This is a genomic window from Acinetobacter sp. YH12063 (assembly GCF_013419715.1).
In the GTDB taxonomy this organism is placed as follows: domain Bacteria; phylum Pseudomonadota; class Gammaproteobacteria; order Pseudomonadales; family Moraxellaceae; genus Acinetobacter; species Acinetobacter amyesii.
Genome location: NZ_VOZO01000005.1, coordinates 214,635 through 240,445, shown reverse-complemented (window position 1 = coordinate 240,445; position 25,811 = coordinate 214,635). Strand labels below are relative to the sequence as shown.

Below are 25,811 nucleotides of genomic sequence, written 5' to 3'. Positions count from 1 at the left end.
AAAATTTAAAGGCATCGTAGATTATCCGGAGTTAAAACTTTGAGCTTTGTACTGTATACATATCATTTACATGGTAGATGTCGCAAGCTTTAGACCAAATCCGCAAAATAGAAGACCAACTGCTGCCACACAACATGCCGTAAATTTATAACGATGGCTAAAATAGGTGGCCAGTTTTGCACCCGAAAAGATCAAAATCGTTAAATAGCTCATACTAATAATTTGCAGTACGATCGCGAGTGCGGTGAATGTAATCGTAGGATATGGATATGCAGGATCGACGAATTGCACAAAGAACGATAAGTAAAAAAGAATGGCTTTAGGGTTTAAAATACTGATGGTTAATGCAGTCTTAAACGGTTTCAATTCATTCAAACTCAGTTGCTTGGTGTCGAGTTGTTCTGGCATTTGAACGGCATTCCATGTTTGGTAGGCAGCCTTGAAAAGTTTGATACCTAGATAACTTAAATACAGCGCACCGACAATTTTTAATAATAAGAATAACCAAGGGAAGGCGTGAAGTAAGGATGCAGCCCCTAGAGCGGTGAGTAAGATTAAGATTAAATCGCCAGTATAAACGCCAAAAGCGCCTAAATAGCCGACCTTAATGCCATAGCGAGAAGCAACAGACATGACATAAAGTGAATTTGGCCCGGGTAAAATCACAATTAATATCGTACCAATAATAAAGGTCGTTAAGTCTGTGATTCCAAACACTGAAGACACTCAAATAAAAAACCGAAGCTGTAGTATACAACTTCGGTTCTAGATGAAACTGAAAATTTCTAATTTATGCTTTTATTTCAGCATCTAAGCCAAAAGTTTGACGCAGTAAGCTACTTAATTGCTCACGGGCTTTAATAAAGCCATCAATACCGCCTTGTAATAGTTGGAAAGACATTAAGTCTTTTTCAACTTCAGCTTTGAAAGTTTGCTTGTCGAGCACTTGTACATCGTGTTGACAGTGTGCATGTGCATGATGATTAGACAGTTGCACTTCAACGGTACGCTGATCTTTTTCCAGTTCTGCCAATAAATTTGGTGAAACTGTCAATAAATCACATCCTGCTAAGCCGAGCACTTGATCAATACTACGGAAGCTAGCCCCCATAATTTCAGTTTTGATGTCATGTTGTTTATAGTAGTGGTAAATCTGCTTAACTGATAACACGCCTGGATCTTTCTCAATCGGGTAGCTATCCACATTTTCAGCTTTTTTGTACCAATCTAAAATACGACCAACAAATGGCGAAATCAGCGTGACTTGAGCATCTGCACAGGCTTGAGCTTGATGCAAACCAAACAACAGAGTCAGATTACAGTGAATGCCTTCAGCTTCAAGGGCTTTAGCGGCTTGAATGCCTTCCCACGTTGAGGCAATTTTAATTAAGATACGATTTTGATCGATACCATACTGTGCATATAAAGCCAGTAACTCTTTAGCTTTTGCAATGGTGGCATCAGTATCATAGGACAAGGCTGCATCGACTTCTGTAGAGACACGTCCTTCGATCAATTTTAAAATTTCTACACCAAATTTGACCGTAAGAATATCGATGGTGCGCTCAACCAGCTCATCATTTTGATAACCTTCTTTACGCGCTTGTTCAAAAGCACTTTCAATTAGTTCTTTATTTTCAGGTTGATTTGCCGCTGCTGTAATTAAAGATGGATTTGTGGTCGCATCCAATGGACGGAATGTATTAATCGCAGCTAAATCACTGCTGTCAGCAACAATCGTTGTTAGGCTTTTTAATTGGTTTAACGCATTTTGAGTCATTTGAAATCTAGTTCTTAATGTTCTTGGTGTACATACTTTTATAACACAATCTGTTTAGAACCCAACCAAAAAACGCCCAATTAGGCAGTCTAAATCGTAGTTTTTCGTGAATTTCGGATGTGATTAATCAAAAAATGAGCAGCCGAGCCGAGAGGTTTTTCACGGTTCCAGACCAAGTCGACGAAATATTCAAATTTGGGTGTGAAATCTTGAAAGCTTAAGATTTTGAGTTGATCTTTGAGTGTCGGATTTTCATTAAACATCTCTAATGGAAGCACACCCCAACCCAGACCTTGAATAATCATCGAACAAGCAGAGTGGTGGTTATCTGTACGCCAACTGTGTTTGGAAAATAACAACTCTGGTTTGATACTTTTATCACGACTTGCAACCACGATTTGCCGACTTTGCAAAATTTGCTCAAAACTGACTTGCTTAAATTTCGACAGGCCATGTTTTGTCGCAGCAACAGGAACCAATGCTTCACGTTTCAATTCGACAAATTGTTCATAACTCTCAAGCTGTTCACGTTCAAACATTAGAGCAAGCTGTGCTTGACCTAGTAATAACATCTTTTGGGCATCTTCTTGAGGCGCAGAAAAAATATTGATTTGCAAAGATGGAAAATGAACTTCTAGCAAAGAGATATAGTCGGTCCACTGCGTATGAAGCAGTTCTGATACCACCACGATATTCAGTGATGACTCTAAACCATGACTCAGCGCAATTGCATGCTGTTTCCACTGATTGATTTCTATCAATAATTGTTCAGTTTTTTCATACAGGTTTAGCGCTTGAGCGGTGGGCACAGGCTCACGACCAACGCGCTCAAACAGTTTAAGGTTGAGATCAATTTCGAAATTGGCAATGGACATGCTGACCGCTGAAGGCACTTTGCCGAGTTGTCTGGCAGCTGCGGAAAATGATCCTGTTTCCATGACTGTTTTAAAAATCATCAGTTGTTCTTGATTAATATTCATGTGCATTTAAAAAAAATTGGGAATACAACCTTTCAATAATATTGAAAGAACCTAACTCGATTAATCAATAATATAAAAATAAAATAAGTATTTTACAAATGATAGAGTGTTTCAAAATGACGATTTCCAAGAGAAGGATTATTCATGCGCTAAGCTATGAGATCATCCTATTGGTGATCATTGCTATTGCGTTAAGTTTTATTTTTAAAGTTCCGATGGAGGTGACAGGTACGCTCGGTATTGCGATGGCGGTCACTTCTGTGATTTGGAACATGATTTTTAATCATTATTTTGAAAAATTTGAAGCAAAAAGAAAGTTAAAAAGAACCTTTGGTGTACGTGTTTTGCATGCGATTGGATTTGAGGGCGGCTTAATGCTTGCAACCATCCCAATGGTGGCTTATGCCATGCATATGACCTTATGGCAGGCGATTTTGCTCGATTTTAGTATGACCATGTGTATTTTAGTCTACACATTTATTTTCCAATGGTGCTATGACCAGATTGAGGCGCACTTGGGTTACCAACCACAATATCGTTAAATTTCAATAAGAAAATCACATTGGCCTGTATTGATATGTACAGGCCTTTTTTGCATTAAAATAGTGCAAAATTTTACAAATAACAATATACAAAAACATAAACTAACTATAAAAAGTTAGAATAATTACATAACTTTTAAATATAAGAACAAAGAATGTTTTTATATATTAATTAAAAAAATATGCAAAACAAGGAGTTAGCATATGAAATTGATAAAAATTGTCACACCTGTTGTTTTACTTGGGCTTACACAATTTACATTTGCAGATGGTAACTTTAAGCGCTTTTCTGTATCTGCAGGTTGGTTACACGTGATGCCGCAAGGAAAGGCGAATCCTTTTAACATTAATACTTCTGTGGCAAATGGGACACAGGCCAAAGTTGGAAGCATTAGTGAAGAGGGTTTTTTACAAGCAATTGACCCAAATGCAACGATTCAAGACGGTGATAACACAGTAAATTTAAAGGAGACTTTAGGAACATTATTAGAAGATAGTTTTATTAATGGACTCATGACAGATGGCAAAGGCAATATCAAACCAGATATTGCAGGGACATCGACATTATATGGATTGGAAAATTGGTCAGCAGGAGGCACTGGTCTAGAAGCAGAGGATGTTGATACTTTAGGTTTGATGGTCAATTATTATATCAATGACAACGTATCCTTACAGATGATTGGCGGTATTCCTCCCAAAGTGGATATTCAAGGGAAAGGGATGATTACGGCACCTTTATCTGGCAATGCAATGCCGGGAGGTCTTGCTGGTTTGCTGTTTCCGGACGGTTTACCTTTGGATTATGATGTACCAATTACCAATCTGGATGCTTATAGTAAAGCAGCAACAGCGCGTGCTTGGACGCCAGCATTTCAAGCTCAGTATCAATTTGGAAAATCGGGCGTGAATAAATTCAGACCTTATGTAGGTGCAGGGATTATGTATGCGTATTTTAATGATATTGAACTCAATAAAGGTATTGAATCTGACTTAATTGCTGCAGGGCATATGATTCAAAATATTAAGGATAATCTTGCAGGTGCTGCATTAGACGGTAAAGAATCATCAGGTAAAATGGTGGTCGATGTCGATGCGGATGATGCGATTGCTCCAATTGTCACACTCGGTTTTACCTATGACTTCACCCCAAATTGGTTTACAGCAGCTTCAGTGTCTTATGCAAAGTTAAATAATAAGACCAAGATCGATGTGATTAACCAAACGACCGGTGAACAGTTAATTCATGCAACGACAAAGATCGATATTGATCCCATCATTACTTATTTAGGTGTCGGTTATCGTTTCTAAAAATTATGAAATCTCTGAAATAAAAAACCGCTCATAAGAGCGGTTTTTTGCTTTAAAGCATAAAGGATTATTTTTCAATAATCGCTGTTACGCCTTGACCACCCGCAGCACAGATCGATACAAGTACACGGCCTGAACCTTTTTGGTTCAATAGTTTTGCAGCAGTTGCAATAATACGACCACCAGTTGCAGCAAATGGGTGACCTGCAGCAAGAGATGAACCTTTCACGTTCAATTTAGAACGATCAATTGAACCCAATGGTGCATCTAAGCCTAAACGTTCTTTACAGAATTTAGGATCTTCCCATGCTTTCAGTGTAGACAATACTTGAGATGCAAATGCTTCATGAATTTCATAGTAATCGAAATCTTGTAGCGTAATACCTGCACGTTCAAGCATACGAGGCACTGCATAAGCAGGCGCCATCAATAAGCCTTCTTTTTTCTCGACAAAGTCAACCGCCGCTGTTTCTTGGAAAGTTAAATAAGCAAGAACTTCGTGACCGTTTGCTTTTGCCCATTCTTCAGAGGCAAGAAGGACACATGACGCACCATCAGTCAGTGGAGTCGAGTTACCCGCAGTCATCGTACGTGCATCGCCTTTACCAAACGCTGGTTTTAACTTCGCAAGTTTTTCTACAGAAGAGTCTGCACGTAAGTTGTTGTCACGTTCTAAACCTAGGAATGGCGTAATAAGGTCATCGAAGAAACCTTCTTCATATGCAGCTGCCATTTTTTGATGTGAAGATGCAGCAAGTTCATCTTGCGCTTCACGAGAGATACCCCATTCAAGTGTCGTAATTGCTTGATGGTCACCCATAGAAAGACCTGTACGTGGTTCACCGTTCTTCGGTGCATCCATCAAATCTTTAACATTAATTTTAGTTAATGCTTTCAGGCGGTCTTTACCCGTTTTAGCAATGTTCAACTCAAGTAAAGCTTTACGTAGGCCATCACCAAAAGCGATCGGTGCATCAGAGGTTGTATCTACACCGCCAGCAACACCCACTTCGATTTGACCCAAAGCAATTTTATTAGCAACTAAGAAAGCAGCTTGTAAACCCGTACCACATGCTTGTTGAATATCGTAAGCAGGTGTTTCAGGAGCAAGTTCGGTATTGAGTACACACTCACGGGTCATGTTAAAGTCACGACTATGTTTTAACACAGCGCCAGCAACAACTTCACCAAGGCGTTGACCTTGAAGGTTGAAGCGTTCAACAAGACCATTTAATGCAGCTGTGAACATATCGCTGTTCGATGCAGTGAAGTAAGCGCCGTTAGAACGAGCGAAAGGAATACGATTACCACCGATAATAGCAACGCGGCGAACTGTGTTTTGACTCATGGTATTATCCTGTTGAACAGACGTTTGAGTTGTTGATTTTAAAGCTGTTTTAGGGTTTGAAGCGGGTGTCTTAGTACGTGTAGATGCACGACGAGGACGGCTCGTTTTAGCGACATCACTTGTAGACTTGGTTGCTGTGCCCGTACTTTTAGCGGTACGTGGCGTACTCTTTGATGTATTTGACACAGTTTCCGTAGTCGGACTTTCGACTGCTGGATTTTCTTGAGTTGTTTTGCTCATAAGGCTTTTCCAAGCATGTTGATGATCTTCTTGACGGCTACATTAGCATATTCACCAAAGGGGTAAATTGACTAAAATGACATTCGCTAAAGCATTCAGGTCAAGCCATCTGCGGTTTAACTCAAGTATGATTCCATGGAAACTGATGGAACTATTGAAATATAAGTATCTGACATCATCTTGAAGTTAAAGGGATATCTTCAGATCCATCAAAAATTAATCTGTATGAGAGATAATAAACATGACTGATCAATACCAAACATTTGCAAAATCTCCTATTGGTAAATTTGTCATCAAAAATTTAGGTTTACCATCACCGACTTTTTTAGAGCGTTTTGAGTCTGCAACACCTGTAGTTAAAGGTGCGGTTTTATTCGGTGCAGCGCCTGCTTCAACATTATCTGGTGCTATTGCACAAGTCTTGGCAAATATTCATGCCAATAGCTATGCAGGCAATAATGCGGAACTACAGCAAGCTGCGGCAAAATCAGGTCTAAACTTAAGCGCATTCAACGAAGGCGATAAAGAGTCTAAGTTTAAAGTTGTGGTGTTTGATGCTTCAGGTATTCAAAACTCAGAACAATTGCATGCCTTATATGCCTTTTTTAACCCAATCGCACGTCAAATTCAGGCGTCTGGTCGCGTTGTCGTTGTTGGTACAACACCAGAGACTGCGAAAACTGTGAAACAAGCCATTGCACAACGTGCATTAGAAGGTTTTGTAAAATCAGTGGGTAAAGAGTTTAAGAAAGGGATTGCAGCACAATTAGTTTATGTGGATGAAGGTGCTGAAGCAAACTTAGAATCTGCATTACGTTTTGTGATTTCACCACGTTCAGCTTATGTATCGGGTCAGGTGATTCGTGTATCTAAAGCAGATGTTGTGGATGTTGACTGGAATAAACCGCTTGCAGGCAAAACAGCTGTAGTAACAGGTGCAAGCCGTGGTATTGGTGAAGCAATTGCACATGTATTGTCACGTGATGGCGCGCATGTGATTTGTTTAGACGTTCCACAGCAGCAAGCAGACCTTGACCGTGTTGCAGGTGAAATTGGCGGTTCTACGCTCGCGATTGATATTACTGCAAGCGATGCCGGTGAAAAAATCAAAGCGGCGGCAGCTGCTCAAGGTGGTTTGGATATCATCGTGCACAATGCCGGAATTACCCGTGACAAAACTTTGGCCAATATGAAGCCTGAGCTTTGGGATTTGGTGATTAACATTAACTTGTCTGCGATTGAGCGTGTAAATGATTACCTTCTTGAAAATGATGGCTTCAATGCAAATGGTCGTATTGTTTGCGTATCTTCTATTTCAGGTATTGCTGGTAACTTAGGTCAAACCAATTATGCTGCTTCTAAAGCAGGTGTTGTTGGTGTGGTTAAATTTACTGCTCCATTATTGAAAAATGGCGTAACCATTAATGCTGTTGCTCCAGGCTTCATTGAAACGCAAATGACTGCTGCGATTCCATTTGCAATCCGTGAAGCAGGTCGTCGTATGAACTCGATGAGTCAAGGTGGTTTACCTGTAGACGTTGCTGAAACGATTGCGATGTTTGCTTCAACGGCATCGACAGGCTTGAACGGTAACGTGGTACGTGTGTGTGGTCAAAGCTTGTTAGGGGCTTAATTAATCCCTCCCGACCTCCCTTTGAAAAAGAGAGGAGAAGTCCCCCTTTATCAAAGGGGGATGAGGGGGATTTAAAATATCCTTCTTTAAAAGGAAGGGAACTTTATAAAGATAAAACTTCCAAAGGTTTAGTATGAATACTCGCCATTTTAGTCAACTTCCAAAACCTTATTTAGCCTATCCAAAAGTGATTCAAGGCTTGATTTTTAAAAAGCCTAAAGCTGAAAAAGTGCTGCCGCAAGTTGAATATGTGGTGGATTCATTTAAGGTTGATCAAAAGCATTTAAAAGCCTATAACGAAGTGTGTGGCTTTAAAAACAATGGTTATATCCCAGCGATTTATTTGGCTGTGCTTTCTCAAAGTTTGCAAATGCATATGATGACCACGGAAGCTTTTCCTTTTGCGATCTTAGGTTTGGTACATATTCGTAACCAAGTGAAGCAATATCGCAAAGTCGGTGTGAATGAAACACTGTCATTGTCATGCAAATTTGGTGAATTACAGCCACATGATAAAGGCGTGCAATTTGACTTTATTACCACTGCAAAAGTGGGCGATGAAGTGGTTGTAGAATCATTAACCACGTATTTAGCACGTCAAAAAACAGAGAACAAAGCTGCGGCAAAATCTACCGAAACAAAGCCAGCAGAGTTGCAAGTTCAAGCTGAATGGAATGTTTCTGAAAATACCGGTCGCCGTTATGCGTTGACTTCTGGTGATTTTAACTTAATTCATATTCATGCTGTAACCGCTAAAGCGTTTGGTTTTAAACAAGCCATTGCACATGGTATGTGGAGTAAAGCCAAAGCCTTGTCGAGCTTAACTTTGCCAGATGCGTATGAAGCAGATGTCTGGTTTAAACTGCCGATGTATCTCCCATCACAAGTTGAGTTTTTAACGGCTCAAACTGGACAAGATACCGAGTTTGCCATTCGAAATAGCAAAAACAAAAAACCGCATGTCGCGGGAAGTGTAAAGGCACTTTAAGACTTAAGCCTAAATCGATATCGGTTTAGGCTTTTTTGTTTTAATCTCAAGCGATTCATATTCAAAGGAATGATGATGCAGGCGCTCAAAGAATATCTATTTGCACAAAAGAATAATTATCAAGGTACGGTTGACGAGGCGTTTCAAGATTTGGCGGCGCAATTTAGCCGTATGCAGGATGCTCGAACCCACTTAGGCGGAGCCGCCTTAGTGGTGTATTTTAAAGGTCAAAAAGTCGTGGATATTTGGACCGGTAAAAAGTCAGCCGAAGAAGCTTGGCAGTCCAATACGCCCTCGGTCTGTTATTCCACGGGTAAAGGTGTACTTGCAACGCTTGCACATATCTTAGTGAGCGAAGGCTTTCTAGATTACGATACTCCCGTTGCCGTATATTGGCCGGAGTTTGCTCAAAATGGTAAGTCGGATATCACATTAAGGCACATGCTGAGTCATCAGAGTGGTTTATACGATATTCGTAATATCATTCAAACAGCATCTGAAATGGCTGATTGGTCACATATGCTTAAAGTCATCGAACAAGCTAAGCCACGTTTTGAGCCATCAACTGATGCAGCATATCAACCGTTAACCTTCGGTTGGCAAGTCGGTGGTGTACTTGAAAAGGCCACTGGTCGACCGCTTGCTGAACTAATGCAACACTATTTGGTTGAGCCTTTGGCATTGGATCATGCATTTTTTGGCGTACCAGAGCATCAACTTGGTAAGGTTGCACGCTTGATCCCGAAAAAGAAAAAAGAAGAACGTGCTGTAGATACATCTGCACAAGAAAATACCCAAGCGCAGACAACGAAAAAAAAGACAGAGACACGAAAAGCGTCAATCTTTGATCAGCTCCTGCAACTTTCTGGACAAAATTTGCAAGACTTTCAAGATGGTATGATTCCTAAAGGAATGCGCAAGTTTTCATTTTTTAGTGATGAGGGTTTACAAGCCATTATACCTGCGGCTACTGGTGTATTTAGTGCCAATAGTTTAGCGAAAATCTATGCAATGCTGGCTAACCAAGGGCAGTGGCAAGGACAGACCTTAATCACGCCACAAGTTTTTGAATCTTTAAGTAAAATTCAATATAAAAAACGTGATCGTATTATGCCTTTACCAATGAATTGGCGTTTGGGTTATCACCGCATTTTAACTTTAGGCAAATCTAGTGAAGGTTTTGGACATATAGGTTTTAATGGTTCTGGGGCCTGGTGTGATCCGCAGCGTGATTTAAGTTTTGCTTATACACATAACTTTGCGACGGGTTCAATCACTGGCGATTATCGCTTATGGGGCTTAACTCAAGAAACGCTACGCTGTGCAGACAAAGCACTTAAAGGACGTAAGGGCTGGCTTTAAGATACTTCGGGATAGAACAGGAATTGGGGAAATGTGAAAAATATGCTATTTTCCCACGTAGTTTTAGACTGCTGTGATATCCCTATGAAAAAAGTTGTTTTGATTCCCTTAGTAGTAACGTCGGCAATGTTGGGTTGTCAGGATTCAACTCAAACGAAAGCAAAAGAGATAGAAGCGATTACTGCCGAAAAACAGCAAGCTGCATGGGTCGGTGATTTTAAAGGTACAACGCCGTGTATGGGCTGTCTTTCTCGTTGTGAAGATTGTCCCGGTATGGCTGTGGCTCTTGAGCTACATGAAGACCAAACCTATACACTTACTCGTGAAAGTCTAAGTGGTCATAACGAAGTAGAAGTGCTAAAAGGTGTAATTCGTTTTAAAGATGAATCAAAGCAGCAGCTAGAACTTATGAATGTGCAAACGCGTAATCTTTTGTATGTTGATTTGGATCAGCAATTACTTGAAATTCGGGAAGACCAGACGGCGAAACGCTATCAAATGCAAAGTGATTTCCTTTTAAATAAAGCAGTTTAAGCATTCGTAATTTATATTAAATTTGCCTGATCATTGGGAGAGCCCAAGATCGGATTTTTATTGTCCAAACTCTGCCATTTATTTCACTATTAGACAAAAAAACAGTATGCTTACACCTGTAAAAAGGAGCATACATGTATCAAGTACTTGCACGAAAATACCGTCCACGAAATTTCATTGAACTCGTGGGGCAAAACCATGTGTCACGCGCACTTACCAGTGCCTTAGAACGTGGTCGGTTACATCATGCGTATTTATTTACAGGTACTCGAGGCGTGGGTAAAACCACCATTGCCCGTATTTTGGCAAAATGTCTGAACTGTGAAACGGGTGTAACCTCAACGCCGTGTGAAGTCTGCCCAACGTGTAAAGCAGTAAATGAAGGTCGTTTTATTGATTTAATTGAAATCGATGCGGCATCACGGACCAAAGTTGAAGATACCCGAGAGCTTCTCGACAACGTTCCTTATGCACCAACCCAAGGTCGCTTCAAGGTTTATCTAATCGATGAAGTGCATATGCTCTCTACGCATTCATTTAATGCGTTATTAAAGACTCTCGAAGAACCGCCAGAGCATGTGAAGTTCTTATTTGCAACCACAGATCCACAAAAATTACCGATTACGGTCATTTCACGTTGCTTGCAATTTACTTTGCGTCCTTTAGCCGTGGATGAAATCACCACGCATCTGACCGATATTTTACAAAAAGAACAAATTCAAGCGGAGCAAGATGCGATTTGGCAAATTGCTGAATCGGCTCAAGGTTCACTGCGTGATGCGCTGTCACTGACTGACCAAGCCATTGCCTATGGTCAGGGTTCAATTCAGCACCAAGATGTTAAAGACATGTTGGGCCTAATTGACCGTACGATCATTTATGATTTGATTTTAGCCATTCATCAAAATCAGCGTGAACGCGTGAGTGCTTTACTCATGCAATTCCGTCAACAAGCGTTGGATGTTTCGCTGGTATTAGATCAGTTGATTTCAACGTTACATGAACTGGCATTATTACAATACTTGCCAGACTTAGCGTTGAAATATAGCGCTGAGATCAATCAAAAAATTATGCAATTGTCGCAGTTGATTTCAGCTCAAGATTTGCAGTTGTATTATCAAGTCGCATGCAAAGGTCGGGCAGACTTGCAGTTGGCAGTCACGCAAGAGCAAGGTTTTGAGATGTGTGTGCTGCGTCTATTAGCATTCCGACCATTACAGCCAAACGAAATGTTGGTCTCTGCCGTACAGCAAGAGTCAGCCGCACAGCCACAGCTTGCTCAAAATCAGGCCGAAACAGTTCAGCCGACTCAAACACAGTCTTTGCAGCAACCCAATACCGTTGTTGAGTCTGCTGCACAGGTTGCCACTGTTGAGCAGCCTGAAGCTGTACCCGCTGTAGACACATCGCCAGCGTTCGATGATTTTGATGATTCACATTATGATGACGATGATGACGATGATGACGATGATGACGATGATGGCTATGTTTCTGCACCTGCAGCCGACGAACCTTCATCTGATGATTTTTTAGATGATCCTGAAGAAGACGCAATAAGCCAAACTTCTACAGCATCTACAGCAAATGGCACTCTAGATACGCAAGAGGTTGCACCGGTTGAGTCTGTATCGACACAGCAAAATGACACGCTTGTTATGGATGCCGTGGCAGAAGATACATTATTTGATTTAGATCCGACGCCGAGTACTGAAACTGAAGAAGTTGATGTGAGCGCTATAAATTTTGAAGATATTACACCTTTAGAACCAACAGCTTTAGAGTCAAAAAGTGTAGAGCCTGAAACAGCTCAGCCACATTTGATAAATGCCATTGAACCACAACATGTGGTGAATGAATCAGTTTCGGGTGCTCAAGGCGACAATGGTTTTGATCTAGCATCACCACAAGTTACGCAAAGTTCCGTTTCTTCGGATGTTGTTCAAACGGGTTCATCTTCTCCCTTGATGCCACAAGATATTTTGACTTTACAGCCTCAAACCCTTGAAGGTGAGTGGACGGTCGAAAAGTGGGAGTATTGGTTCCGAAATAGTCAACTTTCACCTGCGGTACAAGAGTTGGCGCAGCATGGCATTATGCGCGGTACGATTGACGGTGAATCGACTTTCCATATTCCAAAGCGATACGAAGCTTTAGTGACTCAATTACAGCATGTATTGGAACAAGCCATTCATGCACAATGGTCAAAATGTCGTTTCCATATCAGCTTTGAAGATGTCGAAGAAACCACACCGTATGCTTTACAGCATGTCCGCAAAGAAAAAGCGTTTGCACGTGCAAATGAGTTATTACATGCAGAGCCTGTTGTGAAAGACTTACTCAAAAGCTTTGATGGTGAGTTGCAAAATATCCAGCTCAAATAAGTTTTAAGCTGGATATAAAAATTAAAGTAAAAACTGAGTTAAAGCATATCGCATATCATCGGGTATCGAGGTGCTTTTTCGTGTTTGGCGGTCGACAAACACATGTACGAAATGTCCTTGGGCAGCAGCCTCATTTTGTCCTTGTTTAAAAATGGCTAAGTCATAACGCAGTGAAGAATTGCCAATTTTTTCAATCGAAACCCCAACTTCAATGATTTCAGGATAGGACAGTTCTTGTAAAAAGCTGCAGGCTGAATCGACCACTAAACCAATGATCGGGGTATTTCGCAAATCAAAACCGGCATGTTGAATCAAGAGCGCATTTGCAGCGGTATCAAAATAGCTGTAATAGGTGACATTATTGACGTGGCCATACATATCGTTGTCTGCCCAACGCGTTTGGATTGGAAATAAAAATCGATAGTTTTGGCGGCGTTTAGTTTCAGGTTTCATCGTTGGTATTTTCTTTATTTCAAAAATGAGTGAACTTTAGGCATAAATTGATTGGTAAATCTGGCGTGCATCTTCAAACTGCAGTTCTCGCGGATTATTTTGTAATAGTCGTGTTTGTAATAATGCGTCTTCTGCTAAACGATTGAGCATATTTTCAGGCACATTCAGTTGGCTGAGTTTTAGCACCAAACCGCTCTGATCTAAATGATTTTGCATATGATCAATAAATAAATCACATAAACCATCGGTACAGCCCGTACTGTATGGATCTAGCCAACTCATGAGTTCTGCATAATGCTGCTTGGCCTGAGGTGCATTAAACTTTAACACCTCGGCTAGAACCAGTGCATTGGTATGACCATGCGATAGATGAAAGTGTCCACCGAGTGGATAGGCGAGTGCATGCACCGCTGCAACAGGTGCATTAGCAAAGGCCTGACCTGCAAGCATTGAACCGACTAGCATGTGCTGACGCGCTTCAAGGTTATGTCCATCTTGTAAAACCAGTGCTAAGTTTTTATTGAGTAAACGCAAAGCTTGTTTGGCGAGCATATCCGCATACGGATTTTTTTTAATTTTTGACGTATAGGCTTCAATGGCATGCACCATGGCATCGATACCGGTTGCTGCGGTAATGTGTGCGGGAAGATTTAATGTAAAGTTCGCATCGAGGATACAGACATCGGCATACAATACAGGGGAGACAATACCAGTTTTGGTGGTTTCACCTGTAGTGACGATAGAGATTGGTGTGACTTCAGAGCCAGTCCCTGCCGTTGTCGGAATCAAAATGAGTGGCAAGCGAGGTCGTTTTGCATTAGCAACACCATATAAATCACTGATTTGTTGTGTTTGCTTAGGATGAGCTAAGATCGCAATAATTTTAGCCACATCCATTGAACTACCACCACCAAAGCCAACAATCAAATCCACTTTTTCATTCTTGGCAAATTGAACTGCATCTAAAACTATATGTTCTGCAGGGTCAGCTTGAATACTGGAATAAATCACATAATCTTGATGGATACTTTCTAAAATATCCAAAATGGGTAAATGTAATTGTTGTTGCAACATACCGGGGTCGGTCACAAGCATGACACGTTTGGCTTGAAAGTCGTCTAGGACCTCTCTCAGTTGGGAAATAGAGCCTAAGCCTGAAATAATATTGCTGACGGTTTGAAACTGAAATTGACTCATTGGCTTATCCCTAATTTTTTATATCCAAATAAACATTATTCTTGAGTGTTGATATAGGATTCATCCTGTAAATAACTTAACATAAGACGCTTGAAATAAAAGTAGTCTTGAGGTTGTTATGTCATCCAGCACGCCATATAAGGTGTTGTGTGTTTGTTTAGGAAATATTTGCCGTTCACCTACGGCTGAAGTGGTTTTTAGACATTTTTGTGATGAAGCGCAACTCAATATTCACGTCGATTCTGCGGGTACGAGCAATTATCATCCGGGTAAAGCGCCTGATCTTCGTAGTCAACAGCATGCAAAATTACGTGGCTATAACTTATCTGCATTACGCGCACGTCAGTTAACGGTTCATGATTTTATTAAATTTGATTTGATCTTGGCCATGGACTACGAAAATTTAGACAATATTCAAAACCTCATGCAAAAAGCGCAGCAACAATTGGGTCAGCTACGTGCCCAAGTGTCTTTGATGAGTCAACATGATCACCAATATCCGCAACAAGAAGTACCAGATCCGTACTATGGTGGTGATGCAGGGTTTGAACATGTATTAGATCAATGCGAATCTAGCAGTCAGGCTTGGGTCAATTATTTAAAAACTCAGTTACAAGCACAGCAAAAAAATTAAGGTTTAAGAATGCAAATTCAAACACAGGTTCAGCTTAAGCCATTTAATACATTAAGTCTCGATGCTGTAGCATCTCATTATGTACGTGTTCAATCGGTAGAAGATATCCAAGCAGCGCTCGACTTTGCCAAAGCTGAGCAATTAAATGTATTGGTACTTTCAGGAGGCAGTAATATGCTGTTGCCTGAGCAAATACATGCTTTAGTGATGCATATGGATATTCAAGGTATTGAATATGTACAAGACGATGCCGCAACCCAAACTTTAAAAGTGGGTGCAGGGCAAGTGTGGCATGACTTTGTACTTTGGACGACGGCACACCAGTTTTATGGCTTACAAAATCTAGCATTGATACCCGGTTTAGTAGGGGCTTCACCTGTCCAAAATATCGGGGCTTATGGTGTTGAAGCGGGTGAATTTATTGAATCTGTACAGGTCTATGATCGTGTAAAAAAACAGCAAAGTAGTATTAGCGCTGCCGATTGTCATTTTTCATATCGCCATAGTATTTTTAAAGATGAGCCAGAGCGTTTTATTATTACGCATGTCACTTTTAAACTTTTAAAACACGCCGATTTAAAATTAAATTATGGTGATTTAAAGCAGGCTGTAAGCGAAGACTTAAGTGCAGAAAACCTACAACAGCAAGTCATTCATATCCGCCAAACTAAACTTCCAGATCCCAAAGAATTTCCAAATGTCGGAAGTTTCTTTAAAAATCCTGTGATTAGCCAGCAAGCCTTTGACCAAATTGCGCTGCAATTTCCAAATTTACCCCATTACCCACAACCGAATAATGCGGTAAAACTGGCAGCGGGCTGGTTGATTGACCAAGCGGGTTGGAAAGGGAAATCTGTGGGTTCAGTGGGAATGTTTCATAAGCAAGCTTTGGTATTGGTCAATTACCAAGACGCCACGCTGCAAGATGTGCGTACAACTTACAAAGCTGTACAACATGATGTTTTTGAAAAATTTAATATTGAACTACATCCAGAGCCTGTATTATTTGATACAAATGGCTTGATTCGATCTCACGCAGATTAATAAAAACATAGGTTTTAGATTTATGCATAAAACACATTGGATGGTTCGCTTAGTACAAATTGCCGCAGTGCTATTTGTACTTTTGGGCTGTCTGATGATTTTTATCTATACGCCGTTTTATTCTAAATTGATCGTTAAAAGTTTAAATTATTTCGTTCCTGTAGAAGTCAATCAGCTCGCAGCGCAAAGTCAAAAACTCGGTGCTTTGAGTGATGATGATAACTATGAGCCGGGTTCTGACTTATGGATCGCGCGCCAAGCGTATTTAAAACTCATGGAGCAAGCCATACAGTCTGATGAGCCTCAAGACTTGACCCTTATACAAGCGCGTTATAAGGCTTTACAGCAGCTCATTGAAGAAGAACATGAAAAAGAAATAAGTGATAATCAAAAGGACATACCGAAAGTTCCTTTGCTGAATCCTTCTGCATCCGAGGCGGCATCCTCTGAAGCAATGGCGGAAAATCCTGCTCAAAAAATGAAAGAGCTGCTTGAGCTCAATAGTGCGGAAAATAAAGGACTCATGACGCAATATACAGAGTTCTTAAAAACTCATGAAATTGAACAAGCGGCTTCAGAAGCGGAACCGATCGATGATGAAACCTATCTTGATCTAGCCAAAATGAAAGATAAAACCCTGAAGAAACCAACCGCAGATCCGTATGCGATCGTGGTGTTAGGTGGTGGCTTAACTTTAGATAAAAATGATAAAGATATCGTGGTGAATGACTACACACGACTTCGACTGGAAAAAACACTCGATGTCGAACGCACACATAAGCTACCGATTGTACTGAGTGGTGTGGAAGCACCGTATATGCAAGCTTGGTTAAAGCAATATGATGTCGATGCGAAATTGCTTGAAAACCGGAGTATGAATACTTGCGAAAATTCACGCTTTAGTTCGTTACTTTTACAGAAAAAAGGCGGCGCACCGACGGTTATTTTAATCACCGACCAATATCATATGCCTCGAACACGGCGTTTATTTGCATTAAATGGTATCGAAACCATTCCTGTTGTTGCACCTATGCCAACGACATTAACCACATGGCGACCAAGTGAAAAAAATTATGACCATAGTCGTCGTGCCAATTATGAATTATTAGCTACCTTACGTGACGTTTGGTTTGGCTCAAGTGACTGTCGGGAGGTCCCATAATGTCAGATATCCCATTTCTTAATCCTTCGATCCTTAAACAATTAGATCTTCCTGTTCCAAGTCGAGAATTAACCCCACAATTATTAGAACCGCTAAATTTAAATCGGCCGTTTGAGCCTAGTGTCGAAATACAATCTTATCGACGACTCTACGGCTTAGATGCCTTGAACTGCGAACATTGGCAAGGCTATGTAGAAATGCCTTTGTTCAAACTACATGTACAAGTGTTTCAACCGAAACTAAAGGCTGAAACAGATGTCATTAAAGGCACTGTATTTTTATTACATGGTTATTTAGAGCATAGTGGAATATATCAGCCGATTATTCGTGAGCTCTTAGATCAAGGTTTTAGTGTTTTGACCTATGATTTACCGGGGCATGGTCTAAGCAATGGCTCGCCAGCCAGTATTCAAAACTTTGACCATTACCAACAAGTTTTGGAAGCGGTATATCGTTATGTGAAACATGCAGCTCAATTACCGACACCGTGGTTAGGGATTGGGCAGAGTACGGGTGGTGCGATTTGGCTGCATCATCTGTTAGATTTTGCTGAACATCGCAAAAACCCTTATGTCGAACGGGTTTTATTATTATCTCCGCTGATTCGTCCTGCAAAAACGGCATGGTGGCATAACTCGGTTGGATTAGGCATTATTCGTCGTATTAAACGTGAAGTGCCACGTCATTTTAGACGGAATAATCATAACCCTGAGTTTTTACGTTTTGTCCGCTTAAAAGATCCACTACAACCTCGAATGATGGGGATGGATTGGATTTTGGCCATGTCAAAATGGATGCAGGAGATGGAAGAACGCCCAGCGTGCCGTATTCCAGTGTGGTTAGCGCAAGGCGCACAGGATCAGACGGTAGATTGGCGTTATAACATTGAGTTTATACGTCGTAAATTTCGTTTACAGACGCTTCTCATGCTTGAAGAAGGTTCGCATCAGCTGATTAATGAACGTGCCGATATTCGTGCTGCATTAACAGGTTTGATCCCGGCATTCTTGCATGCTCAATCCAACAGTAAGTCTTATTACTAACTGATGTTACGCACTAACATCAGGAGCGTAATTTGATTCAAATAAAAGTACGATACGCGGGAAGGTCATCCGCAAGTATTTGAGACTGGACTACTCCTAATCAAAAATGTTTTTGCAATACTTTGAATAATTTGACGCTAGTGAACGAGTTTTGTTGGTGAGGTGCATTGCACCGCAAGATGGTTTCCTTGCGAAGCACGCTTCTCATTTTACCAAATGAGAAACAACGTTTCGTAAGAGTACCTCCAGCCGAAGGCTAATCCCGTTATTTAAGCCCTAGATGTAAGACTCCGTCGAATAGGCTTAAAAATTATTTTAAAAATGCGTAATTACTTTTACGCGCGTAACATCAGTTACTAATTGACGATTGAGCACAGCCTACCTTAATCGGTGTGATGGATCTAGACGAAAAAAAGAGGCGTAGTCGCCTCTTTTTTTATGGGGTAGGAATCAGAACTTTTCTAGATGTGCCATATTCCACATACGGAAATAGAAGTTTTCTTCATCTTTATTTTCACAGCTGAGTAACTCCCCATCTTTTAACCAAAAATGTAGCTGTGCATAGTTTTTAATTTCACGGTTGTTAATACGCTGTGCTAGATGGTGTGCACGGATATCCGACGGGTGTTGTAAACCCGCAGAGGCAATAAGTTCAGATAAACCATGCAAGGTATTTTTGTGGAAATTAAAAACACGCTCTGCTTTAGTTGGGACATGAATGGCTTTTTGACGGTCTTTGTCCTGCGTTGCAACGCCAACAGGACATTGGTTGGTGTGACAGCTTTGAGCCTGAATACACCCGACTGCAAACATAAAGCCACGAGCCGAATTGACCCAATCTGCGCCAATTGCCATGGTACTGGCAATATCAAAAGCACTAATAATTTTACCACTGGCACCCACTTTAATTTTTGAACGTAAGCCTGCACCAATCAGGGTGTTATTGACAAAGAGTAGGCCTTCCCGCAGTGGCGTACCCATATTATCGATCAATTCAATTGGCGCTGCGCCAGTCCCACCTTCAGAACCATCAACCACGATAAAATCGGGTGTAATCCCTGTATGTAACATGGCTTTTACGATACTCATAAATTGCCATGGTTGCCCGATACACAGTTTAAAGCCTACAGGTTTACCTTCGGAAAGCTCGCGCAATTGCTGAATAAATTGCATCATTTCAATAGGGGTGCTAAAGGCAGGATGGCTAGATGGAGAGATACAGTCATGTTCACGGCTGACACCACGGATTTGAGCAATCTCTTCGGAAATTTTGTCTTTAGGTAAAATACCACCATGGCCTGGTTTTGCACCTTGAGATAATTTGATCTCAATCATTTTGACTTGAGGGTGCTTGGCTTGTTCAGCAAAACGTACAGGATCGAATTGACCATCAATGGTACGACAGCCAAAGTAACCACTACCGAGTTCCCAAACAATGTCGCCACCATTTTCCAAGTGATACGGACTAATACTGCCTTCACCGGTGTCATGGTAGAAATTGCCCATTTTTGCACCTAAGTTTAAGGCACGAATGGCATTGGCACTTAAGCTACCAAAGCTCATCGCAGAAATGTTTAATATCGATGCACTATACGGTTGCTTACATTGTTCATTACCGATGTTAATACGGAATGTTTCAGGAATGGCAGGAATGCAAGGTGACAAGGAGTGATTGATAAAGCGGTAATCATTTTGGTATACATCAACAATTGAACCAAATGGTTTATCTGCATTTTGGTTTTTTGCACGTTGATAGACCAAACTACGCTGCATACGAGAAAAGGGCAGTGCATCTTGATCAGATTCAATAAAATATTGGCGAATTTCAGGTCGAAATTCTTCAAAAAGAAAACGAAAGTGCCCCATGATGGGGTAATTTTTTAAAATCGAATGTTTGTTTTGTATGACGTCATACAAACCCAATAAACTCAAAAGCCCAGTAATGACCCAGATACTATTCAATAAGGTCTGTGGAATAAAATATTGAATATAACGAGGGGAATAACCTAAATGAAAACTCGAAATGAGTAGGAAGATAAAAATACAAACAAACCAAATGGAATGCCGAGAAAAAAAAGTATTCAGTAGCTTGTGGCGAATAGTTTGCGCTGGACTGGCCATATTTTGAAAAATCTTATTCAGCTCATTTGCTCATAATTTGCCGAGTTTATGCACAATGCTCAAGCTTTAATTTGTTGATTCAGTGTAGCATTTATAAAAAACAGCACTGAAGTTGGATGAATTTTTCATTTAAAGCCAAATGAGATAAGAAAAGCAGGAATGTTCTTTAAGAAAATTTGTGAAAAGTAGCGCGGTTCTTGTTATTTCACAGTGCGCAAAATGAAGGTTAAAGTGATTTTACTTTCTAAACACGAGGTGCTGAATATGACTATGAAATCTATTCGTTATAATAATGCCGACCTAGCCTGCCTATGTCAGTAATTGATTATAGCCATGAGAAATTAGCGCTACGGCATAAGGTATTCAGCAGGTACTTATGCTGTAGTTCCTTTGACCTAAACGACTAAAATTACAAAAATATTCTAAGAAATTATCCAGTCCCAGCGTTGGGACTTTTTTATGTGTTGATATTTTAAGGGAAAATCTAAGCATAAATAATGTACTAGATATTCATTATGCGTTAGAAGTTGTCACCTCAAATAAAAGAATGATACGCGGTAAGGTCATCCGCAAGTGTTTGAGACAGGACTACATTTATTTAAAAATGTTTTTGCGATACTTTGAATAAGTAGACGTTAGTGAACGAGTTTTGCGGATGACAATGGTTTTGGGTGCTTTTGCCGAAACAAAAGTACCTCCAGCCGAAGGCTAATTCATTTATTTAAACCCTAGATGTAAGACTCCGTCGAATAGACTTAAAAATCATTTTTAAAATGCGAAATTACTTTTATGTGCGTAACATTAGTTAGTATTTCAGGTAGCAGAAAACCTTAGATCGGTTTAGTCATTGCGTTGTTGTACAACGACAGCGACTTCTTCAGGTTCAATTTTCTGAATCTTTTTACCAAAACTACGTAGCCACCAAGTTAACTGAGAGGTAAATGGTACTGTTGCGCTAACTTCAACCCAGCCATCTTCGGTTTTTTGAATCACTTGATCTTTACTTAGCTGACTTTCTTCAAAATAAACTGCTTCTGATTCCGACATGGTTAATTTGAGCTGAATCATTTCAGTCGGCTTATTGAAGTCCACACGGAAGCCAAGCGCTCCAGAGTCAATATAGGCATCAATATCAAAATCGACAGGGTGTAATGCACGTGAATTTAAGACCGTAGCAGATTTAAAACGATGTAAAGCAAAGGTTTGGATGTCTGTTTTGTCATGACGTGTGCACACCAAATAAATAATTGCACCTTTTTGGACCAACGCCAGTGGATTTAAAATATAGGTTTTTTCTTCGCTTTGCTGTCCACGACCTTGATATAGACATTCAAGTTGTTTGTCTTGTAGTAAACCTTCATAAATCGATTGCTGTGCGGCCTTTTCAACCACTGGTGGAATCAATGGCTGAGTTGCTGGCACGATACGCACGCGGTTAATCCACTGACGAACATTATTTTGCGACGACAGGCTCCGACGTGCGAGGTCAAACCAAGGATTCATTTCTTCAATTAAGCTTGGTGGAAGCAAATGTTTTAGGTGTTCCTCAACCATCATAAAGGTGACCGCTTGTGAGCTAGTCATATGTGGCAAGCTTTGAATCGGTGCATCAGAACGCCAACGCCAGCCTTGTGGCGTTGTTTTACTACTCTCAATTGGGAAACGCAGAGAAATTTGATTTAAGTCACGCTGAATGGTGCGTAGGCTGATATCAATGCCTTCACGGTTCAGTATTTCTTGTAATTCACGCGTACCCATCCACTTACCTGTGGACAGTCGTGAAAGAATTTGCCACTGACGATAGAGGCTGTTCGACGTTTCTTTTTCTTGTGAAGACATAATCTAGTGCTTGAACTTGGACTTAAATGAATAAAATGATGCTGTGGGACACAATAAGAAATCTTCCTGCGTTAAGCAAGTCTTCATCTGAAAAAACTAAGATGATTTTAATAACGCAATTTGACACAACTTGAGCAGTTACATGCTGTACCACTTTGCAAAAATGATGCATAAATAATCAAAGAGAAGCAGCATATGTATTGATGGCATATATATTGCTTTATCTGATTTACAAAACATGACAAAAACATGGAGTTGCTATGCTGAAAGAAAATCGTAATACAACTTCAAATGGAATTGAGGGTTATGAGGCAAAGTTAGTCAATACTTCTGTCTCTACATTAAAAAATTTACCTCTTGCTCGAGGACATGCGCTGTTTAATCAATTTTATTCGGATTTTTTTAATGAAATGCGCGATAGCAAAACGGTAGCTAAAGAATCATGCCAACGGATAGAGCAGTGGTTATCACAGCATACGCTTGATGAATTGAAGCAGCTGAATCAGGTTGCAAAACAACATTTTCTCTATGAAGGCATTACCTTTACAGTGTATGGCGAAGATGAGGGCATTGAACGCACCATACCTTATGATCTTATTCCTCGTGTGATTGCACGAAAGGAATGGAATAATTTATCTCTAGGCTGTGCACAGCGCGTGAAAGCACTCAATCTGTTTTTACATGATGTCTATCATCAACAAGATATTTTAAAAGCAGGAATTATTCCTGAACTGCAAGTCTTAACCCATGAAGCCTATTTGCCACAAATGTATATGCATGGGCTAAAAGGTAAAATTTATAGCCAAATCAGTGGCATTGATATCATCCGAGATCAATCAGGCGAATTTTACGTCCTTGAGGATAATCTTAGAACACCGTCTGGTGTGTCGTATATGCTAGAAAGCCGTAAGATCAGTCAAAAACTGATGCCTGAACTTTGCCAGCAAAGCAACATCATGGGGATTGAGCAGTATCCGCAGCTTTTACGTGAAATTCTTGCAGAAAATGCCTACGTCGATAACCCGTTTATCGTGGTTTTAACCCCAGGGCGTTTTAACAGTGCTTATTATGAACATGCTTTTTTGGCAAGGGAGATGGATGTACCCTTAGTGACATCGCGTGACCTTTATGTAGAAAACGATAAGGTTTATGTGAAAACCATTAAAGGCCGACAACAGGTTGATGTAATTTATCGTCGTGTGGATGATGCTTTTCTCGATCCATTATGTTTCAAACCTGACAGTACTTTGGGCGTAGCAGGGCTCATGTCAGCGTATATGCAACATAATGTGGTCATTGCAAATGCACCGGGAACAGGCGTAGCAGATGATAAATCGATTTATCCATATGTGGATAAAATGATTCATTTCTATTTAGGCGAACAAGCGATCCTGAAAAATGTGCCGACCTATCAATGTCGTGAGCAGAACGACTTGGACTATGTGCTGTCGAATATCGAAAAATTGGTGGTCAAAGAAGCGCAGGGTTCAGGTGGTTACGGCATGCTGATCGGTCCACAAGCTTCTTTACAAGAATTAAATAGCTTTAAAGATAAAGTGGCCGCAGCACCACATTTATATATTGCACAGCCGACTTTAAATTTATCTGTCAACCCAACCCTAAGTGAGGCGGGTGTTTCGGAACGCCATATCGATTTACGCCCATTTGTACTGAGTTCACCATATCGAACTGAAATTGTACCGGGTGGCTTAACTCGTGTCGCGATGCAAGCAGGTTCATTGGTAGTGAATTCTTCTCAAGGCGGCGGCATTAAAGATACGTGGGTAGTAGACGATTTACGCTCATAGCACTCCAGTGAAGGAGCAAAACATGATTTTATTAAACAGTAATGCAGAACATATTTTTTGGTTGGGGCGTTATTTAGCACGTACTCAATATTTATGCAGTATTTTCCCTTTTCAAGATGTTGATACGGCATTGAACTATGCACATGCTTTTTGTTTGCCAGCATTTGATGCCGACTCAATGAATGAGTTAGTTTTAAATGCGGAGCAGCCGGCGTCATTTTCCAGCCAATTTCAATATGCGCAAAGTAATATTCAGGACTTAAGGGGTGTACTTTCAGCAAAAAGTTATGCAGAACTCAGCCGTTTAATTCGTAATGCGAGTGATAACCCAGGTTATATCTGTGACGTGGTAACAGATTGCCAAGATGTTTTAGAGTCCGAATCTGAAGATGTATTTTTATTTTTTAGTTTAGGACAAGCCATAGAGCAGCTTGATCGCCAGTTACGCATGCAGCAGGACATTCAACACACCCTAGCGAAGATTGAACATATTGTCATGGCTTTGGTTCAGTTTGGATGGGAAAGCGTGCAAGAGGCATGGTTGGCACTTAAACAGCAGCCGAATAGCCAAAACTTCTACCATTTCAGTGATCATATCCAAAATATGTTTGAGGTGGCTGTATGAGGCTCATGATCAACCATCAGACCCATTATGTTTACACTGATGTGGTAAACAGAAGCATTCAATATATCAAAATGACCCCGTCCACCAATGCACACCAACAGGTGCAAAATTGGGATGTGAGTGTGCCGGGGCAGCGTGATATGCAATTGGATACTTTTGGTAATGTGTGGTTGACCACAACGCAGCGCGAACCTTATCTGCAAATGACCATTATGGCGCAGGGCATCGTAGAGATGAATTTGAGTTCAAATGATTCAAATGCGGATGATTTAAACCCGAAATTGTTTTTACAGCCAACGCCGAGTACGCAGTACGATATTCACATGAAAAGTTTTGCCGATTGCTATGTCCCTCGTATCAATCGTGCCAATCTGATTCGTTTGGCTGAAGCGATATTGGCGCATATTCCCTATGTATCGAATCAAACATCGGTACATACTTCAGCGATTGATGCTTTTCATCATAAGCAAGGGGTATGTCAGGATCATAGCCATGTCATGATCGCAATGTGTCGCTATTTGGGTATTCCTGCACGTTATATTTCTGGGTATTTATTTGTGCCGAATAGTAGCCACCTTGCCAGTCACGCTTGGGTAGAAGTCTATATCGAAAATAAATGGTATTGTTTTGATGTCAGTAATCAGCTATTTACACCACAATCACATATTTATGTTGCGATTGGGCGGGACTACTGGGATGTAGCTCCAGTTCGAGGCGTTCGTGATAAAGGTGGTATTGAGTCTATGAGCTCAATTGTACAAGTGCTGAGTTGTTAATCATTTGAGGGAT

At 40.6% G+C, this 25,811-nt stretch carries 22 protein-coding genes; 14 read left to right on the top strand and 8 right to left on the bottom strand.

Annotation, left to right across the window (positions count from 1 at the left end; all coding sequences use genetic code 11):
• Positions 1-66: 66 nt before the first annotated feature.
• The 3 genes from leuE to FTU12_RS07330 all read right to left on the bottom strand — a co-directional run bounded on the left by leuE (position 67) and on the right by FTU12_RS07330 (position 2,760).
• Positions 67-717 carry a leucine efflux protein LeuE gene (gene leuE / locus FTU12_RS07340; RefSeq protein ID WP_180114103.1) on the bottom strand — a complete coding sequence of 217 codons (651 nt, stop codon included), beginning with the start codon at positions 715-717 and terminating at the stop codon, positions 67-69.
• Positions 718-790: 73 nt separating this feature from the next.
• Positions 791-1,780, bottom strand: coding sequence for a transaldolase (gene tal / locus FTU12_RS07335; RefSeq protein WP_078191801.1), 990 nt, complete (start codon positions 1,778-1,780; stop codon positions 791-793).
• Between the two features lie 89 nt (positions 1,781-1,869).
• Complete coding sequence (locus FTU12_RS07330; RefSeq protein ID WP_180114065.1) at positions 1,870-2,760, bottom strand: LysR family transcriptional regulator; 891 nt, start codon at positions 2,758-2,760, stop codon at positions 1,870-1,872.
• A gap of 116 nt (positions 2,761-2,876) precedes the next feature.
• Here FTU12_RS07330 and aceI point away from each other — a divergent pair, with 116 nt between their 5' ends.
• Positions 2,877-3,302 carry a chlorhexidine efflux PACE transporter AceI gene (gene aceI, locus FTU12_RS07325; protein ID WP_168377760.1) on the top strand — a complete coding sequence of 142 codons (426 nt, stop codon included), beginning with the start codon at positions 2,877-2,879 and terminating at the stop codon, positions 3,300-3,302.
• Between the two features lie 204 nt (positions 3,303-3,506).
• A complete protein-coding gene (locus FTU12_RS07320) occupies positions 3,507-4,610 on the top strand; it encodes an OmpW family protein (RefSeq protein WP_168377759.1) in 1,104 nt (367 codons plus the stop codon).
• A gap of 67 nt (positions 4,611-4,677) precedes the next feature.
• Here FTU12_RS07320 and FTU12_RS07315 read toward each other — a convergent pair whose 3' ends face one another.
• Positions 4,678-6,198, bottom strand: coding sequence for an acetyl-CoA C-acetyltransferase (locus tag FTU12_RS07315; protein WP_180007893.1), 1,521 nt, complete (start codon positions 6,196-6,198; stop codon positions 4,678-4,680).
• Positions 6,199-6,439: 241 nt separating this feature from the next.
• Here FTU12_RS07315 and FTU12_RS07310 point away from each other — a divergent pair, with 241 nt between their 5' ends.
• The 5 genes from FTU12_RS07310 to dnaX all read left to right on the top strand — a co-directional run bounded on the left by FTU12_RS07310 (position 6,440) and on the right by dnaX (position 13,096).
• Entirely contained in the window at positions 6,440-7,831 is a 1,392-nt protein-coding gene (locus FTU12_RS07310) for a 3-oxoacyl-ACP reductase (protein ID WP_180105564.1), read from the top strand.
• A 133-nt stretch (positions 7,832-7,964) separates the two neighbouring features.
• Positions 7,965-8,819 (top strand): MaoC/PaaZ C-terminal domain-containing protein, encoded by an 855-nt coding sequence (locus tag FTU12_RS07305; RefSeq protein ID WP_180093552.1) that lies wholly within the window; start codon positions 7,965-7,967, stop codon positions 8,817-8,819.
• A 75-nt stretch (positions 8,820-8,894) separates the two neighbouring features.
• Complete coding sequence (locus tag FTU12_RS07300) at positions 8,895-10,181, top strand: serine hydrolase (protein ID WP_180114064.1); 1,287 nt, start codon at positions 8,895-8,897, stop codon at positions 10,179-10,181.
• Positions 10,182-10,265: 84 nt separating this feature from the next.
• On the top strand, positions 10,266-10,715 hold the full coding sequence (locus FTU12_RS07295) for a copper resistance protein NlpE N-terminal domain-containing protein (protein ID WP_180114063.1): 450 nt from the start codon (positions 10,266-10,268) through the stop codon (positions 10,713-10,715).
• 134 nt (positions 10,716-10,849) lie between these two features.
• Complete coding sequence (gene dnaX, locus FTU12_RS07290; protein ID WP_180114062.1) at positions 10,850-13,096, top strand: DNA polymerase III subunit gamma/tau; 2,247 nt, start codon at positions 10,850-10,852, stop codon at positions 13,094-13,096.
• A 21-nt stretch (positions 13,097-13,117) separates the two neighbouring features.
• Here the strand turns inward: dnaX and FTU12_RS07285 are convergent, their stop codons facing one another.
• A complete protein-coding gene (locus FTU12_RS07285) occupies positions 13,118-13,549 on the bottom strand; it encodes a thioesterase family protein (RefSeq protein WP_180007898.1) in 432 nt (143 codons plus the stop codon).
• Between the two features lie 36 nt (positions 13,550-13,585).
• Positions 13,586-14,746 (bottom strand): iron-containing alcohol dehydrogenase, encoded by a 1,161-nt coding sequence (locus FTU12_RS07280; protein ID WP_180114061.1) that lies wholly within the window; start codon positions 14,744-14,746, stop codon positions 13,586-13,588.
• A 118-nt stretch (positions 14,747-14,864) separates the two neighbouring features.
• Between FTU12_RS07280 and FTU12_RS07275 the strand changes: the two genes are divergently transcribed.
• The 4 genes from FTU12_RS07275 to FTU12_RS07260 are packed head-to-tail and all read left to right on the top strand — an operon-like array spanning position 14,865 to position 18,629.
• Positions 14,865-15,380, top strand: coding sequence for a low molecular weight protein-tyrosine-phosphatase (locus FTU12_RS07275; RefSeq protein WP_180005225.1), 516 nt, complete (start codon positions 14,865-14,867; stop codon positions 15,378-15,380).
• A 9-nt stretch (positions 15,381-15,389) separates the two neighbouring features.
• Positions 15,390-16,424 carry a UDP-N-acetylmuramate dehydrogenase gene (murB, locus tag FTU12_RS07270; protein WP_180005226.1) on the top strand — a complete coding sequence of 345 codons (1,035 nt, stop codon included), beginning with the start codon at positions 15,390-15,392 and terminating at the stop codon, positions 16,422-16,424.
• 22 nt (positions 16,425-16,446) lie between these two features.
• On the top strand, positions 16,447-17,586 hold the full coding sequence (locus FTU12_RS07265) for a YdcF family protein (RefSeq protein ID WP_180114060.1): 1,140 nt from the start codon (positions 16,447-16,449) through the stop codon (positions 17,584-17,586).
• A complete protein-coding gene (locus FTU12_RS07260; RefSeq protein WP_168377747.1) occupies positions 17,586-18,629 on the top strand; it encodes an alpha/beta hydrolase in 1,044 nt (347 codons plus the stop codon). The genes FTU12_RS07265 and FTU12_RS07260 overlap by 1 nt, the downstream gene beginning before the upstream one ends.
• Positions 18,630-19,079: 450 nt before the next feature.
• Here FTU12_RS07260 and FTU12_RS07255 read toward each other — a convergent pair whose 3' ends face one another.
• Together FTU12_RS07255 and FTU12_RS07250 are read right to left on the bottom strand one after the other, a co-directional pair.
• Positions 19,080-20,750, bottom strand: coding sequence for an FMN-binding glutamate synthase family protein (locus FTU12_RS07255; protein WP_180114059.1), 1,671 nt, complete (start codon positions 20,748-20,750; stop codon positions 19,080-19,082).
• 840 nt (positions 20,751-21,590) lie between these two features.
• Positions 21,591-22,589 carry a YafY family protein gene (locus tag FTU12_RS07250; protein ID WP_180007905.1) on the bottom strand — a complete coding sequence of 333 codons (999 nt, stop codon included), beginning with the start codon at positions 22,587-22,589 and terminating at the stop codon, positions 21,591-21,593.
• 260 nt (positions 22,590-22,849) lie between these two features.
• Between FTU12_RS07250 and FTU12_RS07245 the strand changes: the two genes are divergently transcribed.
• The 3 genes from FTU12_RS07245 to FTU12_RS07235 are packed head-to-tail and all read left to right on the top strand — an operon-like array spanning position 22,850 to position 25,798.
• Complete coding sequence (locus tag FTU12_RS07245; protein ID WP_180114058.1) at positions 22,850-24,397, top strand: circularly permuted type 2 ATP-grasp protein; 1,548 nt, start codon at positions 22,850-22,852, stop codon at positions 24,395-24,397.
• A gap of 22 nt (positions 24,398-24,419) precedes the next feature.
• A complete protein-coding gene (locus tag FTU12_RS07240) occupies positions 24,420-25,022 on the top strand; it encodes an alpha-E domain-containing protein (protein WP_168377743.1) in 603 nt (200 codons plus the stop codon).
• Positions 25,019-25,798: a transglutaminase family protein gene (locus FTU12_RS07235; RefSeq protein WP_168377742.1), complete on the top strand. Its 780-nt coding sequence runs from the start codon at positions 25,019-25,021 to the stop codon at positions 25,796-25,798. The genes FTU12_RS07240 and FTU12_RS07235 overlap by 4 nt, the downstream gene beginning before the upstream one ends.
• Positions 25,799-25,811: the final 13 nt, after the last annotated feature.